Annotated in this window: 17 protein-coding genes; 6 read left to right on the plus strand and 11 right to left on the minus strand. The window is 33.6% G+C overall.

What is annotated here, in order from left to right:
- Positions 1-4: 4 nt before the first annotated feature.
- Positions 5-1,108, plus strand: a complete 1,104-nt coding sequence (lptF, locus tag GYM75_RS06750; RefSeq protein ID WP_220215211.1) for an LPS export ABC transporter permease LptF — start codon at positions 5-7, stop codon at positions 1,106-1,108.
- An 11-nt stretch (positions 1,109-1,119) separates the two neighbouring features.
- Positions 1,120-2,184: an LPS export ABC transporter permease LptG gene (gene lptG, locus GYM75_RS06755; protein ID WP_220215212.1), complete on the plus strand. Its 1,065-nt coding sequence runs from the start codon at positions 1,120-1,122 to the stop codon at positions 2,182-2,184.
- A 64-nt stretch (positions 2,185-2,248) separates the two neighbouring features.
- Here the strand turns inward: lptG and msrB are convergent, their stop codons facing one another.
- The 3 genes from msrB to msrA are packed head-to-tail and all read right to left on the minus strand — an operon-like array spanning position 2,249 to position 3,805.
- Positions 2,249-2,695, minus strand: a complete 447-nt coding sequence (msrB, locus tag GYM75_RS06760; RefSeq protein ID WP_220215213.1) for a peptide-methionine (R)-S-oxide reductase MsrB — start codon at positions 2,693-2,695, stop codon at positions 2,249-2,251.
- Between the two features lie 33 nt (positions 2,696-2,728).
- Positions 2,729-3,253 (minus strand): cytochrome b, encoded by a 525-nt coding sequence (locus GYM75_RS06765; protein WP_220215214.1) that lies wholly within the window; start codon positions 3,251-3,253, stop codon positions 2,729-2,731.
- Between the two features lie 3 nt (positions 3,254-3,256).
- Positions 3,257-3,805: a peptide-methionine (S)-S-oxide reductase MsrA gene (msrA, locus tag GYM75_RS06770; protein WP_220215215.1), complete on the minus strand. Its 549-nt coding sequence runs from the start codon at positions 3,803-3,805 to the stop codon at positions 3,257-3,259.
- 99 nt (positions 3,806-3,904) lie between these two features.
- Between msrA and GYM75_RS06775 the strand changes: the two genes are divergently transcribed.
- Entirely contained in the window at positions 3,905-4,177 is a 273-nt protein-coding gene (locus tag GYM75_RS06775; RefSeq protein WP_220215216.1) for a DksA/TraR family C4-type zinc finger protein, read from the plus strand.
- A 234-nt stretch (positions 4,178-4,411) separates the two neighbouring features.
- Here the strand turns inward: GYM75_RS06775 and GYM75_RS06780 are convergent, their stop codons facing one another.
- Positions 4,412-4,621 carry a hypothetical protein gene (locus GYM75_RS06780; protein WP_065558216.1) on the minus strand — a complete coding sequence of 70 codons (210 nt, stop codon included), beginning with the start codon at positions 4,619-4,621 and terminating at the stop codon, positions 4,412-4,414.
- A gap of 329 nt (positions 4,622-4,950) precedes the next feature.
- Here GYM75_RS06780 and GYM75_RS06785 point away from each other — a divergent pair, with 329 nt between their 5' ends.
- Positions 4,951-5,601: a DUF421 domain-containing protein gene (locus GYM75_RS06785; RefSeq protein ID WP_220215217.1), complete on the plus strand. Its 651-nt coding sequence runs from the start codon at positions 4,951-4,953 to the stop codon at positions 5,599-5,601.
- 51 nt (positions 5,602-5,652) lie between these two features.
- Here the strand turns inward: GYM75_RS06785 and nsrR are convergent, their stop codons facing one another.
- Positions 5,653-6,069: a nitric oxide-sensing transcriptional repressor NsrR gene (nsrR, locus tag GYM75_RS06790; RefSeq protein WP_220215218.1), complete on the minus strand. Its 417-nt coding sequence runs from the start codon at positions 6,067-6,069 to the stop codon at positions 5,653-5,655.
- Between the two features lie 169 nt (positions 6,070-6,238).
- Entirely contained in the window at positions 6,239-7,909 is a 1,671-nt protein-coding gene (hcp, locus tag GYM75_RS06795) for a hydroxylamine reductase (protein WP_220215219.1), read from the minus strand.
- Positions 7,910-9,056: 1,147 nt separating this feature from the next.
- Here hcp and GYM75_RS06800 point away from each other — a divergent pair.
- Positions 9,057-9,422: a nuclear transport factor 2 family protein gene (locus GYM75_RS06800; protein WP_220215220.1), complete on the plus strand. Its 366-nt coding sequence runs from the start codon at positions 9,057-9,059 to the stop codon at positions 9,420-9,422.
- A gap of 411 nt (positions 9,423-9,833) precedes the next feature.
- Positions 9,834-10,799 (plus strand): cysteine synthase A, encoded by a 966-nt coding sequence (gene cysK, locus GYM75_RS06805; RefSeq protein WP_220215221.1) that lies wholly within the window; start codon positions 9,834-9,836, stop codon positions 10,797-10,799.
- Between the two features lie 82 nt (positions 10,800-10,881).
- On the opposite strand, the gene ruvB is transcribed toward cysK, so the two are convergent.
- The 5 genes from ruvB to GYM75_RS06830 form a co-directional block, all read right to left on the minus strand.
- Positions 10,882-11,886 carry a Holliday junction branch migration DNA helicase RuvB gene (gene ruvB / locus GYM75_RS06810; protein ID WP_220215222.1) on the minus strand — a complete coding sequence of 335 codons (1,005 nt, stop codon included), beginning with the start codon at positions 11,884-11,886 and terminating at the stop codon, positions 10,882-10,884.
- Between the two features lie 14 nt (positions 11,887-11,900).
- On the minus strand, positions 11,901-12,509 hold the full coding sequence (gene ruvA / locus GYM75_RS06815) for a Holliday junction branch migration protein RuvA (protein ID WP_220215223.1): 609 nt from the start codon (positions 12,507-12,509) through the stop codon (positions 11,901-11,903).
- Positions 12,510-12,783: 274 nt separating this feature from the next.
- Positions 12,784-13,122 (minus strand): YbaB/EbfC family nucleoid-associated protein, encoded by a 339-nt coding sequence (locus GYM75_RS06820; RefSeq protein ID WP_220215224.1) that lies wholly within the window; start codon positions 13,120-13,122, stop codon positions 12,784-12,786.
- A gap of 32 nt (positions 13,123-13,154) precedes the next feature.
- A complete protein-coding gene (dnaX, locus tag GYM75_RS06825; RefSeq protein WP_220215225.1) occupies positions 13,155-15,281 on the minus strand; it encodes a DNA polymerase III subunit gamma/tau in 2,127 nt (708 codons plus the stop codon).
- A gap of 326 nt (positions 15,282-15,607) precedes the next feature.
- The gene (locus tag GYM75_RS06830) at positions 15,608-16,786 is read right to left on the minus strand and encodes a M20 family metallopeptidase (protein ID WP_220215226.1); all 1,179 of its coding nucleotides are present in this window, start codon (positions 16,784-16,786) and stop codon (positions 15,608-15,610) included.
- Between the last annotated feature and the right edge of the window lie 133 nt (positions 16,787-16,919).

Here is a 16,919-nt window from a genome sequence, read left to right on the forward strand (position 1 = left end):
AAATGTGATAATTCGTCGATATTTAGTTAAAGAGACATTGAAAACACAAGGTGCAATTTTGTTTATTCTGCTCCTTATTTTCTTTTCTCAAAAATTAATTAAAATTTTGTCGAGTGCGATTGAAGGAAATATTCCTCGTGACTTAATCATGCCCCTGTTAGTCTTGGGCATTTCAAATATGGCCGATCTGATTTTACCACTAAGCCTTTTTTTAGGTGTGCTTGTTACATTTGGTCGTTTATATTCTGACAGTGAAATGGTTGCTATGCATGCCTGTGGGGTGAAAAAAAATGTCACCTACCAAGTTGTTTTTTTACTTTGTATTTTTACGTGTTCATTAAGCTTATTTAACACTATTTGGTTTGGTCCCTGGTCAAGTATCAAGCAAGATCAATTAATTGAAAATGCAAAATTAAATCCCAGTTTAGCTGGTTTATTATCTGGTCAATTTCAACAAACACCGGATGGAAATTCAGTTATTTATATTGGTAATGTTAATAATAATAACTTAGACAATGTCTTTATTGCCAAAGTGAATACTAGAAATAATGAGCGACCATCTATAATTATTGCTAACAAAGGGAAAACAGGACACGATAAAGAAGGTAATCAAATTATTACGTTGGAAAATGCAAATCGTTATGAAGGAACGGCTAATCTAAAAGATTTTCGCATTTCAAATTTTCATAATTATTTAGGAATTATTAAACCTAAAGAATTAGAAATGAACAGTGATGATGATAAAATTGATGTTCAGCAACTAGGTATATTGGAGTTATATCATCACAATACAGCCAAAACTAGAGCTGAATTTTATTGGCGGTTAACATTAATAATTTCAGTCCCATTAATGGCTTTTTTAGTGATTCCGTTAAGTGTATCTAATCCAAGACAAGGTAGACTTGCGCAAATATTACCTGCATTACTTCTTTATTTAGCTTATTTTTTATTAGCAAGTTCTGTAAAAGCTAACGCAGGAAAAGAGCGTTTAGATGCAGAAATATGGTTTTATTTAATCAATATAGTTTATTTTATAGTTGCAATTATTTTGAATTTTTGGGATAGCCTATTTATGCGTAAACTTCGATTAAAATATGTGGCATCATAAAGGAGAAAAACGTGTTTTCGATTTTAGATCGCTATATTGGTAAAACAATTTTAAGCACCATTGGTATCAGCTTATTTTTATTAATTAGTCTTTCAGGGATTATACGGTTTATTGATCAATTACGTAAAATAAAAGGTGATTATGATGCATTCTCAATAGGTCTTTATACTGCATTAATGACCCCCAAAGATCTTGAAACCTTTTTACCGATGGCTGTGCTATTGGGAGCGCTAATTGGGCTCGGTTTATTAGCATCAAGAAGTGAACTTATTGTAATGGAAACATCTGGGTTTAGCCGTTTTAAAATTGCAAAAGCAGTAATGAAAACAGCAATTCCGCTAGTTATTATTACCATGGCAATAGGGGAATGGGTCGCACCTAAAAGTGAACAAACCGCACGTAATATGCGTTCAGAAAAACTATATGGTAATTCACTAATGGCTGAACAAGGTGGATTATGGGCTAAAGATGGCAACAATTATATCTTCATCGGTCACATAAATGATGATAATTCGATTTCAAATATCACTATCTATGAAACAGATAATAACAAATTATTATCAATTACTCATGCTGAGTATGGTTCTTTTAATAATAACAAATGGACATTATCTCAAGTAGAGAAGAATGATTTAACAGATCCTATAAAAGTGACAGGGTCAAATATGTTAACAATGGACTGGAAAACTAATATCGCACCAGATAAACTAAGTATTGTTGCCTTTGATCCTGATTCTCTCTCTGCTACAGGGCTTTATAAATATTCACAATACCTTAAAAGTTCTGGGCAAGATACCAAATATTATGATTTACTTTTTTGGAAAAAAATCATTAAACCAATTTCGGTAGCTGTAATGATGTTACTGGCACTTTCTTTTATTTTTGGTCCGCTTCGAAGTGTGTCAATGGGAGTAAGAGTTATCATTGGAATTAGTTTTGGTTTCCTGTTCTATATAGCTGACAATCTATTTGCTCAAATCAGTATTGTTATTGGTATTTATCCTATCATAGGTTCACTATTAACAAGCTTTGTCTTTTTGATGATTAGTTACGTATTATTTAGAAGACAGAACTAACATATACCATTCATAATGAATAAAGAATAAATCCTATTATCAATTATCGATAATAGGATCTATTTTATCTATTTTTCTTAAACAACTTCAAATATTGCCCATACCCAGCTGCTTCAAGTTTGTTAGTAGGAATAAAACGTAAAGCTGCAGAATTTATGCAATAACGTAATCCTCCTAATACTTTTGGACCATCATTAAAGACATGACCTAAATGTGAGTCTGCTTTGATAGAACGAACTTCAGTACGTTGCATACCATGACTATTATCGTTTTTTTCTAAAATGTTTTTAGCGTCAATGGGTTTAGCGAAACTAGGCCAACCACATCCGGAATCAAATTTATCTAACGAACTAAATAGCGGTTCCCCTGACACGATATCAACATATAAACCCTCTTCATGATTATCATTAAATTCATTTTCAAAAGGAGGTTCTGTCCCATTTTGCTGAGTTACATGATATTGCATTGGTGTTAATGCTGATATTGCTTTTTCTTTGATTAATTTATTCATAATTCACCTAGTCTTTTTAAAATTAATAAAGTGTTATTTTATTAGCATCGATTGAAGGACTTTATCTTTAACCCAAAAGTAATGATATAGAGCCCCAATGACATGAAGCATAATTAATATAGCTAACAAATATGAACTGACTAAATGTGTTGTATGAAAAAACTGATAAAACTCATTTGGTACGTTTATAGCAGGAATGGAAATCATACCAAAAAAATTGAGCGGACGGCTACTCATCAAATAACCAGAAAGTGGAACAATCAAAAGAAAAATATAGATAAACCCTTGAGTAGATTTTGATAAAATCCGTTGCAATCTTTGATGTTTATCTAAAACATCTGGGATGCCATATTGTATAATCACTTTAATACGCCATATCGTTAAAATAAAAACCAAAACGCCGATTGATTTATGTAACAGATATATATTCGGCATCCCTCCCAAAAATTGGGATAAGATGATTTTAAACATAATTATTAAAAACGCTAATATAACGACTACTGCTGATAGCCAATGTATTATTTTTTGTTGACTACGATACTGAGGGTAATCTTGCATAACTTACTCACTTTTAGGTTTAGATTTATCTTGCCAATGCTGAGACAAAAAAGCAGAACGACCAGATAATTGATAATAACGATTATAGTGTTGTGATTGTTTTTTATAAAAATCTTGATGATACTCTTCAGCCGGATAAAAAGCGACAGCCGGTTCGATAGCGACCCGAATAGGGTGAGTAAAACGACTACTTGCCTCTAATTCTTTTTTCGATTCTAATGCTAAATTGTGCTGAAATTCATTATGATAAAAAATAACTGGGCGATATGAATCCCCTCGGTCTGCAAATTGACCATTTTGATCCGTAGGATCAATTTGCTGCCAAAAAATATCCAATAACTTTTTATAACTGATTTTTTTAGGATCAAAAGTGATTTGAACAGCTTCAGTATGCCCAGTATCACCTTGACAAACTTGTTCATAGGTTGGATTTGATACATGTCCACCGGTATAACCCGATACCACACTAATAACACCCTCGTATTGATCAAACGGCTTGACCATACACCAAAAACAACCGCCGGCAAATGTTGCTTGCTCATATTGTTGCATAATAATCTCCAATAAAATGATTTTAAAAGACACCCCTTGAAAAAGCTTAAAAAATCACCATTTCACAAGCTAACCATCTCAGTTTTAGGAGGATCGAATATGGCTAGTGGTTGGGCATCTGATGATGCCGTTAATCAACAAATTGAAAGCACAATTGCTGATGCTATCGAAAATGCTAGACGCCAACTTAAACAAGGTGCTCAAAGTGCTGATTTCTGCGTTGAATGCGGAGATCCTATTCCACAAGCACGAAAGCTTGCATTACCTGGCGTACAATATTGTTTAAACTGCCAACAGGAACTGGATAAGCAATCTGCTAAAGCGGCAATTTTATATAATCGCCGAGGCAGTAAAGATAGCCAACTTCGTTAATGATACAGTTAATTGCTTAATTATTATATTCATTGTTATATATAACTGAAATCACTCTTTTAGTTAAAAACATGTTGGATTCAATACAAATGCCTAGATAATGATTTATACATTTTTGGAGCGTTACTAATTGTTCTTTGCTAGTTTTAAAAGTAAAAAAACAAGCAACGCTCCTTTTTAATACTTTTGATAACCAAAACACATAGAATGTGAATGTATTTTAGCAATGATTTTCTACTTTTTTTTATCTGGATGAGGATCTTTTACTGAGTCGCCCTGCCCTGAAACAATATACCAACCATTTTTAATATGGGGTTTTTTGTTATGATCCGGACATGGAGGCAAGGATTTTTTACTTTGATTTGAAAAAGTATAACCACAATCAGCACACTTGTAGGTGCCCGCTGAAACATCACTACCGTATGAAGCAAATTTCTGTACCATTATTAGCTCCTCGTATAATTGTTTGTTAGTGATAAGCACATTACTTATCTCTATTATATATAAACGTCTATCAATAAAAAATCAAGTTCAGATTTGATTAATTTACAATCGGACTGATAATTTTATCATCAAATTTATCAAAAATCAGATATAATAAAAACTGCTTTTCAAGTAAAAACACGTTTTTAACCATATTCTATTTAAATTAAAACTTACTAAATTTAATCACGTCATTTTTTAATTAATAATGAAAATAAGTAGATTTTTATTTCTCTAAAAAGGCATGGATCAATGCCAGTTAAAATAACTTAATAATTTGGAGGTTGGAAATGTATTTACTACAAATGGCGCCGAAATTTTTACTTGCGTTAATCATTTTACTTATTTACGTGAAATTATCGGGTAAAAGCCAAATTGCCCCGATGTCTCAGTTAGATCAGGTTGGTAGTATGGTAATCGGTGCGTTGGTTGGGGGAGCTTTACTCAGTCCAACTGTTTCAGCCTGGGAAGCAGCAGGTCTTGTCGCAATTTGGGCAGCGTTATTAATTTTAATTCGGTTTATAAAATCAAAGAACTCTCGTTTAAGGGATGCGATTGACGGTGAAGCAATTCAATTAGTTAAAAACGGAAAATTATTAACCGATAATTTTGCTAAAGCAAACTTACCGGTACGTGATTTTGAAACTTTAGTGAACATACAAGGAATATCCTCATTTAGTCAATTAAAACAAGTTTGGTACGAATTAAATGGTTCATTAACCATCATTAAGAAAGGTGAAAAAGATATTGCTGAATTGATTATTGAAAATGGCTGTATCAGTCAAGATAATCTTGAACAACTAAAAAAAGATGAAGATTGGCTTATGCAAGAAATTCATAAACAAGGATATGAAAAAGTCGAAGACATTTTTTGTGCAGAGTGGTTTGATAACAAATTAATCATTTATCCATATGATAAAAAAGAAGAAAAGTCAGCTTAGCACTTACTTTAAAAAAATAACAATTTAATTAACTTTAACTAATTTAACCTGTTAGTTAAAGTTATTTAATTGCACATTTTTATCCACGAGATCTTCAATCGTATACTTTTCAAGCTCTTTCAAAAATGCTTCCTTAGCATCTGAAAGATAATGTTTTAAACGACAAGCAGGACTAATATGACAAAATGACAAACTGCAATTAAGAATATTAAGAGGTTCTATTTGCCTAACCACAGTACCAATATTGATCTGTTTTTTTTCTATTTTTAATTTAATGCCCCCGTTTTTTCCTTGTTTAGTCTCGACATAACCTAATTTGCTTAAATTATAAACTACTTTAACTAAATGGTTTTTAGAAATTTTAAAATAGTTACTAATATCTGCGATACTGACTAACTGCTCATCTTTTACGGAGGATAAATAAAGAAGAACTCGTATACTATAATCGGTAAAACTTGATAATTGCACAGATTTTTCCTATCAACTTAAAAAACTTATCATCTCACATTATAGGCAATATCAATGATTATATTAACTATCTTTTAATGACTAATTGAAATTTATTATAAAATTAGATTCTCGAATTATCATTGTTTTATCCTCATCAACAAGATGAGGATATGTTAAATTTAATTATTCAAGCTGCGCAATAATTTAGAATTTGATTCAAATCTTTACTTGCTTGAGTTGTCAAACGTAAATCAAATTTATCTTTTAAAATATTCAATATATTGTCTGTTAAAAATTCTGGCATCGAAGGGCCAGCATAAATTCCCTTGATTCCAAGCGATAATAATGTCAATAATATAACGATGGCTTTCTGTTCAAACCATGATAGTACCAATGTCAATGGTAATTCATTCACCCCACATCCAAAAGCTTCAACCAACGCCAATGCTAATTGTACTGCTGAATAAGCATCGTTACATTGTCCAATATCAATTAATCGTGGAATACCATTAATGCTGCCAAAATTTTGCATATTAAATCGATATTTACCACAACCTAACGTCAAAATAATACTATCTTTAGGGACTTGATTTGCCATTTCAGTATAATAATGCCGTTCACTTTTACTACCGTCACATCCACCAATTAAAAAGAAATGCTTAATATTGCCTGCTTTTACTTGTTCGACAACCGTTGGTGCCACATTTAACAAAGTGTTACGTGCAAATCCTACTGTTATAAAATGTTCTAATTCAGTGTAATCAAATCCGGATTGATTCAATGCACACTCAATAACAGGACTAAAATCATCTGTTTCAATATGAGTGACGCCTGGCCAACCCACCATGCTTCGGGTAAAGATACGCTGCCCATAGCCTTGAGTAAATGGATTAATAATACAGTTAGATGTCATGACAATAGCGCCGGGAAAATTTGCAAATTCTGATTGTTGATTTTGCCAAGCTGTACCGTAATTTCCAACTAAATGAGAATATTTTTTTAATTCAGGATAAGCATGAGCTGGTAACATTTCACCATGCGTATAAACATTTATGCCTTTATCTTGAGTCTGCTCTAATATCAAACGCAAATCATGAAAATCATGACCAGACACAAGAATACATTTTCCTGCAACAGGTTTTGTATTGACTTTGGTCGGAATTGGATCACCAAATGAATTTGTGGCTCCAGCATCAAGCATCCCCATTACTTTATAATTCAATCGTCCTATCTGCATAGACAATTGAAATAATTTATTAATATCCGATGGGTTATCACCAAGATAACTCATAATTTGGTGATATTCGGTGTAAATATCTTGGTTAAATTGCCCTAAAACTGCTGCGTGTTCCATATATGCAGCCGCCCCTTTTAATCCATATAATGCTAATAAGCGCAGTCCAATGACATCCTCACCCACTTTGTCTTGTTCCCGCTTTAACATAACTAAATGCGAAAAATCCAATATTTCTTGTTTGGATTTGGGAAAATCAAGCTGGGCTACATAGGTTAATGCTGGCAAATGCTCGTTAAATTGAAGTACAGCAGCTTTAGCAAGCTGTTCTAATTTTTGAGAATAGATATCAGCTTCTTCCAGATACGCCAACATTCTATCTGCATCAAAATTCACATTAGTTAACGTTGAAAAAAATGTTTGTGCAGACCATCTATCGATTTGTCTATCTACGATTTCATGTCGACGACAAATTGCAGCCCAAAACGAAACCTTTTGTAAACTGGCCACTAAAACATCTTGAAGATCAGAGACTTCCGCTGTTTTACCACACATTCCTTTAGAATAACTACACCCTTTTTCATTTGATTTTATTATTGTTTGCTCACATTGAATACAAAACATTATTACTCCTGTTTTCTTTCCTCTTACTAAAACAGGTATATAAAATACATGTTTAAAATAAAAAAAGAAAGAGGATTTACCATTTTTAAATTTGTGAAAATTGTTAAAAATATCTAATATTTAATCTTCACTAAAGAGCACTTTATCCAATATTAATACTATAAAAAAGTGGATAAATACGATGCAAAATTAAAATATGATGAGAAGTTAAAAAGAGGCAGAAAAAAGACTATTTATTTGAGAACAGATTAAGAATACTGATTGAGTGAGAAAACATGCCGATTAAATACAACTTTTCAATTAATTACCAAACCACAAATAAAATTATTTTTAAAAATAATTTTAAAATATTCTTTACAAGAATTAACTGATTTTTCAATAAGTTATAGTCTATAATTGATAAATATCAATCACCAGAACAAATATGTTAAAACTATAAAAACAATAGATAATTTAATATTAGTTATCAGAATATAAGGAAAAAAACAATGAAATTTTATTACTTTCCAGAACCACCAAATTAGCCTTATACCTTTTATTGTAATAACCCTGATACAATAAAAGTTATCACTAAAATAAACAAGGGAAATTTTGTTAATTAACAAAAATAGTACTTGTAATAGTTTAGTACTAATTTTATTTGAATATTAATTAGAACAAATAGAAGTTTTTTACGGTTTATACCAAATGGTTTTAATTCAATATAGAAAATAAAAAGAAAATTATAAAATGGTATTTATGACGACTGAAGGATTATCATTAGAATCTTTATAAATACCATATCCAACATTTCCCATAATAGTGTCTAATGCTTACTCACTAACCACACGACAATTTTACCATCCGGAAATTAGCAAATAATTAATACACCAATTATATATATCAAAAAAGAGCAATTGGTTTTATATCATTAATGGTAGATGATAGAGTTTTATTATTTTATTTTTAAGGCAGAGAAAATTACTAATTTGATTGTTATACGTGACATTTTTAATCAGAGATGATATAACAAAAGAAGTATTATTTAAATGCAACCTTATCTTATAATCTAATCGTCATTTTTAATCACTTACAGACCAAATATCTTCTGTTCCTATGAATTATTAACTTTACTGTAATTTGTGTCTTCCTAAAAGAGGTCTATAACATGAAAAACAAAGAGTTAGTTGAGAACTATTATAAAGATGTGTTTATCAATGGTAATGTAGATAAAATCCCAGTTTATATTGCAGAAAATTATATTCAACACAATCCCCAGGTTGAAGATGGTCAAGCTGGTTTTATTAAATTTTTTAAAAACTTCATTAAAACAAAACCTAAGATTGAAATTATTAATGTTAGCTGTGAAGGTAATATGGTTTACGTTTTTTATAAATGCTCATTGCCAGACGGAACCATAAATAAAGTTTGCGATATTTATCGTGTTGAGAGCAATAAGATAGTTGAACATTGGGATGTAATAGAATCTCATGTTGAAAAAATTAAATCTGTTAACCATAACAGCCTTTTTTAAATAAGAATGGTATTTTAACAACCTTATCTAATAGATGCCTAAAATGATAAGGTTGTCTATCAATCATAAGTTTTCTATTTTCCATATTAAAAAAGCATGCTCTCATAATTCAATATTAATAGAAGATTAGAAAACTCATCCGTCTCGTTATGAAATATTCAATAAAAATAGAACAAATCTTTTTTATCTTATGATCAAAACCATCAAAATCAGACCGACATTACGCAAGCTCACTTTTTAAGATTTTTTATTTGATTACAATATTTATTCTAGAAAACTTATAGCTAAAATGAATATTGTTATAATTAATAATTAGTATCATCTTTTTCAGTAATCTTTATAATACTAAAAAGTTTAGCAATAGATAATTAACGCTACCCCTTATCCAAAGTCACTTAAAAGGATTCATTTATGAGTAAAATCTTTGATGATAATTCTCAAACTATTGGCTATACGCCACTTGTTCGCTTAAAACATTTTGGTCATGGTAATATTTTAGCCAAGGTGGAATCTCGTAATCCCAGTTTTAGTGTAAAATGCCGTATTGCATCAAATATGATTTGGGATGCAGAAAAGCGTGGTTTATTAACTTCTAATGTTGAATTAATTGAACCAACCAGTGGGAACACAGGGATAGCATTAGCAGCTGTTGCAGCTGCACGAGGTTATAAGTTAACTTTAACCATGCCTGAAAGCATGAGCATTGAGCGACGAAAATTATTAAAAGCATTAGGTGCTAATTTAGTTTTAACTGAAGCAAGCAAAGGGATGAAGGGTGCTATTGAAAAGGCAGAGGAAATTGTTGCGAGTAATCCCAAACGCAATATCATGTTACAACAATTCAGTAATCCAGCAAATCCAGAAATTCATGAAAAAACAACCGGGCCTGAAATTTGGCTTGATACTGATGGAAAGATAGATATTTTTGTTGCCGGGGTAGGAACAGGTGGTACATTCACAGGCGTAACACGTTACATTAAAAATACCCAAGGTCGAAATATTACGGCGGTTGCGGTCGAACCAAGCCAGTCACCTGTAATCACTCAAGCACTTGCTGGCGAACCGCTTAAACCAGGGCCACATAAAATTCAAGGTATCGGAGCGGGTTTTATTCCGGCTAATTTGGATTTGAGTTTAATTGATTTAGTGGAAAAAGTATCGAATGAAGAAGCGATCGAAACTGCGCGCATTTTAATGGAAAAGGAAGGGATTTTGGCGGGAATCTCTTCAGGAGCAGCAGTTTTTGCCGCTGATAGATTGGCTAACTTACCGGAGAATAGCAATAAAACCATTGTGGTAATTTTACCTTCATCGGGCGAACGCTATTTAAGTACTGATCTATTTAGCGGGATTTTTACCGAAAAAGAATTGGGATGATTTAAAATAAAAATACCGTCAAATGACGGTATTTAATCAACTCGATTTGAAGATTTTATAACAATTTAAATTGATTAACACATTATGCTTCTTGAATAATACCAAAGTGTCGATATGCATGTGGTGTTGCAATTCTGCCACGTGGTGTTCTTTGAATATAACCTTGTTGAATTAAAAAAGGCTCAAGCACATCTTCAATCGTTTCTCGCTCTTCGCCAATTGCAGCAGCAATATTATCTAAACCAACTGGACCACCCATAAATTTTTCAATAATAGCTAGCAGTAATTTACGATCCATATAATCAAAGCCTTCATTATCGACATCGAGCATATCGAGTGCTTGGGTTGCTATTTTTTCATCAATAATACCTTTTGATTTAACATCAGCATAATCTCTAACCCGGCGTAATAAACGGTTAGCTATTCGAGGGGTACCACGTGAACGTTTAGCGATTAAATGAGCCCCTTCACAGGATAAATCCATACCCAAAAATTTTGCACTTCGACTAACAATATATTCCAGATCTTCGACACGATAAAATTCAAGGCGTTGTACGATTCCAAATCGATCACGCAAAGGTGATGTTAATGAACCGGCTCTTGTTGTTGCACCAACAAGGGTAAAAGGTGGGAGATCGATTTTAATTGAACGCGCAGCTGGTCCTTCGCCAATCATAATGTCTAATTGATAATCTTCCATTGCTGGATATAAAATTTCTTCAACGACAGGTGATAATCGATGAATTTCATCGATAAAAAGGACATCATTAGGCTCTAAATTGGTTAACATGGCAGCGAGATCCCCCGCTTTTTCTAAAACTGGACCTGAGGTAGTACGCAAATTGACATTCATCTCATTAGCAACAATATTTGCTAAGGTAGTTTTGCCCAATCCTGGAGGACCAAAAATAAGAACATGATCGAGAGCATCACATCGCTGTTTTGCAGCTTGAATAAAAATTTTCATTTGCTCACGTACATGAGGTTGACCGATATATTCATCCAGATACTTTGGGCGAATTGCACGATCTAAAGACTCTTCTTCTTTTTGAGCTTGTGGTGCTATTAGACGATCCGCTTCAATCATAATGCTTACCTATTTTATAACGCAGATTTTAATGCTTCACGTATAAGCGTTTCACAATCCATTTCAGGTTTAATAACTTTACTGATGATACGGCTTGCTTCTTGTGGTTTATAGCCTAAAGCAATAAGAGCTGAAACAGCTTCACTTTCAATTTGATTTGAGGATTTTTTGATATTACCAGTTTCTATTACGGTCATTGAATCAGATAATTCTTCACCGAAGCGTTTAACACGGTCTTTCATCTCCACTATTAATCGCTCAGCTGTTTTAGTGCCAACACCGGGTAATTTAACCAATGTTTTAATTTCACTTTGTTCAACAGCCACAATAAACTGTTTAGCTGACATTCCTGACAATATTGCTAATGCTAATTTCGGTCCAACACCATTCACTTTAATTAATTCACGAAACAATTCTCGTTCTTGTTCATGATTAAACCCATATAGTAATTGCGCATCTTCACGAACAATCAAATGCGTGAGAACGATAACTTCTTGACCATTATTCGGCAATTCATAAAAACAGGTCATTGGCATAAAAACATTGTAACCGACACCACCCACATCAATGAGCACTTTAGGTGGCTGTTTTTCTATAATGATCCCACGTAAACGACCTATCACAATTTATCCTTAATATTGAGTGTTATTAGCATTATCAATGACATAAAAACAACAGAAATTAATGAATTCTCAAGTAAATTCAACTTATTGAAAACATTGAGTGTCGCCATTGATATCGAATATATTAATTATTGTCGATTAGTTTACCTGATGGAATGAAAATAATAAAGAAAAAACTGTATAAATAGACAGGCAATGAGTAAGAAATTTTGCCGATAAGTTCGGCAAAATATGAAGCACGAATAATAAGTTAACTGTATTAAAATTAGCTGTATTAAAAAGGCATTTTAAAACCTGGTGGTAATTGCATTCCGCCCGTAACTTGTGACATTCTCTCTTTTTGAGCTTCATCTAACCGGCGAGTAGCATCATTAAAAGCAGCTGCAATGAGATCTTCTAACATTTCTTTATCATCTTCATTCAATAATGAAGGATCGATTTCAATGCGTTTACAGCTGTGTGCGCCATTAATTGTAACTTTGACAATACCAGCACCAGATTCACCTGTTACTTCTAATTTGGCGATTTCTTCTTGAGCCTGTTGCATTTTTGCTTGCATCTGCTGGGCTTGTTTCATTAAATTACCCAAACCGCCTTTTCCACCTGAAAACATAATTATTCCTCTTTAAAAAATTTAGTCCTTGATTATACAGGACGAATACTTGTTTCATCAATCTTGGCTTCAAAATATTGACAAATCATCGCGACTTTTGGATCTTGATTAATCGTTACTTTAGCCTGCGCAAGTTTTTGTTGATAAAGGTCTTCACGCATTTCTGAAGGTGTTTTAATATTTTGGTTATCATCAATGATAACGTTAATTTTTAATGGTTTTTGTCGATAACTTGACATCGCTTTTTCTAATTTTGAAATATTTGCTGATGAATTTACGAGATGTTTTACTGCCGATCGCAAATGTAAAACAATATTTTCATCATCAATTTGTTCGATATAGCTATTTATCACAATTTGGTTAATTAAAGGAGCAATATCCAGTTTCTCAATCTCCGCACACCATGCGTCTTTTTGCACCATTTCATCAATTAATTTTTTCATCATTTCAGGCGTTTTATCACCATTTAATGATTCGCGAAAGCTTTTCGTATCAATGACTAATTCATCTTTAGTTTCAATTAGTCCACATGACTGCCATTGATAATTTTCAGCAGTAATTTGCTCTTCATCAGATTTAGCTAAGCTCTTTTCATTTTGCTTCAATGGTAGATTATTATCAGTGACATGCCTTAATGGTGCATTAATACTTGCTTCGTTTGGTTGATTTTTCTCAACCAATTCAGACTTTTTTTTATTCTTTTCCTCTTGTATTAATTGCATCCGCATTTCTAAAATGCTTTTGGTCACTGAAGAAACGTCATCAGGAATCGGCATATCTTGTTTAGCCGATTGTTGAGGACTATTTTGAGAATGTCTTATTTCTGATTGCGAGTTACTCTCAATACGTGATGTTTTTTCTGGCCCTGCTTGATGAAGATTAGGCTCTGATTGTGGTGAACCAAATGCTGATTTTTGATGAATATCAGTCACGGGCGGTACATTACTCATCGAATCAGATGTAGCGTTTGATATGTCACTCTTACTAGCTGATGCTTGAATAGGTAAAGGTTTTGATGGCTGCGGCGCCTGAACCGTTGAATTTGTATTTGATACTAAGGTACTGTTACCATTAGTCTTGGGTTGAAATGCTAGCGCTCTTAGAAAGCTCATCTCAACACCTATTTTTTTGTCAGGTGAATAAGCCAACTCCTTACGACCCATCAATAATATTTGATAAAATAATTGTATATCATTCGGTGCAATATATTGTGCTAGAAAACGAATTCGTTCTTCATTATCGGTATAATCACCCAATGCAGTTGGAACAATTTGTAATAAAGCGATTTGATGCAAAAGCGTAATAGTTTCTGCGAGTAGACTATCCCAATCTACCCCTTGTGTTGCTGCCGCTTCAATTTGTTGCATCAAAGCATTACCATCATTTTGATAAAGTGCCTCAACCAATAAAAAAGGAATTGTTTTATCCAGTGTCCCTAACATAACGCTGACTGATTGCGCATCAACAACGCCATTACCTAGAGCGATAGCTTGATCGGTTAAACTTAAGGCATCTCGCATACTACCATTAGCCGCTTTAGCTAATAATTGAATCGCCTTCGGTTCAAATTCAATTTTTTCAAGCTGCAAAATGTGAGAAAGCTGTTCAGATATAAGCGAAGTATCTAGCACATTTAAATGCAAATGTAGACAGCGTGATAATATGGTAATCGGTAACTTTTGTGGATCGGTTGTTGCCAACAAAAATTTGACATGTTCTGGCGGTTCTTCTAATGTTTTTAGCAAGGCATTAAAACTGCTACGAGATAACATGTGCACTTCATCAATTAAATAGACTTTAAAGCGCCCTTTGGTTGGCAAGTATTGGATGTTATCTAATATTTCACGTGTATCTTCAACTTTAGTTCGTGAGGCGGCATCAATTTCTAAAAGATCGACAAATCTGCCTTGCTCAATATCACGGCAATTATCACACTCTCCACAAGGCGTGGCAGTAATCCCACTTTCGCAGTTTAAGCCTTTAGCAAGTAAACGAGCAATAGAGGTTTTCCCAACACCGCGCGTGCCTGAAAATAGATAAGCATGATGAACCCGACCTAGCGAAAGTGCATTTGATAGAATTTTGAGGACATGCTGTTGCCCTACTACTTCAGTAAATGATTTTGGTCGCCATTTGCGTGCCAGAACTTGATAACTCATATTCACCATTGCGTATAACTAATCAATTTGGCATCAATAATATCATAAAGCGTAAAATTAGTCTTTAAGATGACAATAAACTATTTACAATTGCTTTATTTAGTGTTGGTCTACGTGATATGTATTATTAATCTTGTTTACGTGACTAGTTTTTAATAAGAAATTAACGATAAGAATAAACTGAATTTAGCATGTTTGGATATAGAGTAATATTTGCATTAATACAAATACAAATTAAATGGAGGGGAGTGGAGTGGAAAATTTGAATATTGTCTAGATAAATCCCAACCATTATTTCGATCACATAATGGTTGGATTATTCATAATTATTGTTGATTCAAATATGACCAAGCATATTGTGCGTAAAATTCTGCGCCCATTGTCATGCCGTCCTCATCAACATTAAAACAACCATGGTGATGTGGCCACTGTGTATCTTTTTCAGGATTCCCCGAACCCACTAATGCAAATGCACCGGGAATGTTTTCAGTATAAAAACTGAAGTCTTCACCGCCAGTTGTTGGTGGCTCAAAATAAAGGGCTTCTTCACCAAACGATTCAACGATGACTTTCTGTGCTAAAAGCGCAGATTGTTCATCATTAATGACGGGTAACGTACCATAAATATATTCTACTTCAGCGGTTGCACGATACATTGCAGCGACTTGATTGGCGTAACGGCGAATAGCATCTTCGATTTTATTTCGAACTTCAACACTAAAACAGCGAACTGTACCTTCTAAAACCGCATTTTCCGCAATGACATTAAAACGAGTACCGACATCCATTTTTCCTATAGTGACCACCGCCGGGGTAAGCGGAGACACTTCGCGAGAGACAATCGATTGTATGTTCATCACAAATGAAGATGCCACCATGACAGCATCAACCGTGTCGTGAGGCATCGAGCCATGCCCGCCCTTTCCTTTGAAACGGACTGTGAGCAAATCGGCAGAAGCAAAACTTGAACCTACCACACAGGATACTTTTCCGACAGGTGTTTGTGACCAGATATGCATACCAAAAGCGGTATCCACATCATCTAATACACCTTGTTTAATCATGCCTTTTGCACCTTGTGCGATCTCTTCAGCAGGCTGAAAAACTAGTCTCACATTACCCTTTAGTTGATCACGTATTGCATAAAGCGCTTTTGCCGCAGTCAGTAGCATGGCTGCATGTGTGTCATGTCCGCAAGCATGCATTTTCCCGTTTATGGTTGATTTGTAATCAATATTGTCGCTTAACTCTTGCACTGGTAACGCATCGATATCGGCTCTTAATAAAATCCTATTGCCCGGTTTTCCACCTTGAATATCGGCAATAATACCGGTTGGCTCTGTACGGCGATAAGGGATGCCAATTTTATCGAGCTGCTCTGCAATTTTGTCTGTCGTTCTGAACTCTTCCCACGGTAATTCTGGGTGACGATGCAAATCACGGCGAAAAGCAACCATTTCTTTTATATTTTGTTGTACTATCTTTTTAATATCTTGATTTATCATTTTACTACCTTTGTTCTTGTTATTTAGTCCATCAAAATTAATGCGTTTGATATTGAAAACATATTAAGAAGATAGTTACAAAAAACTGTTCTTAAATCTTGTTATCCGATTAATTGTCATCAAACTTGTAGAC

It is taken from the genome of Gilliamella sp. ESL0441, from assembly GCF_019469185.1.
GTDB lineage: Bacteria > Pseudomonadota > Gammaproteobacteria > Enterobacterales > Orbaceae > Gilliamella.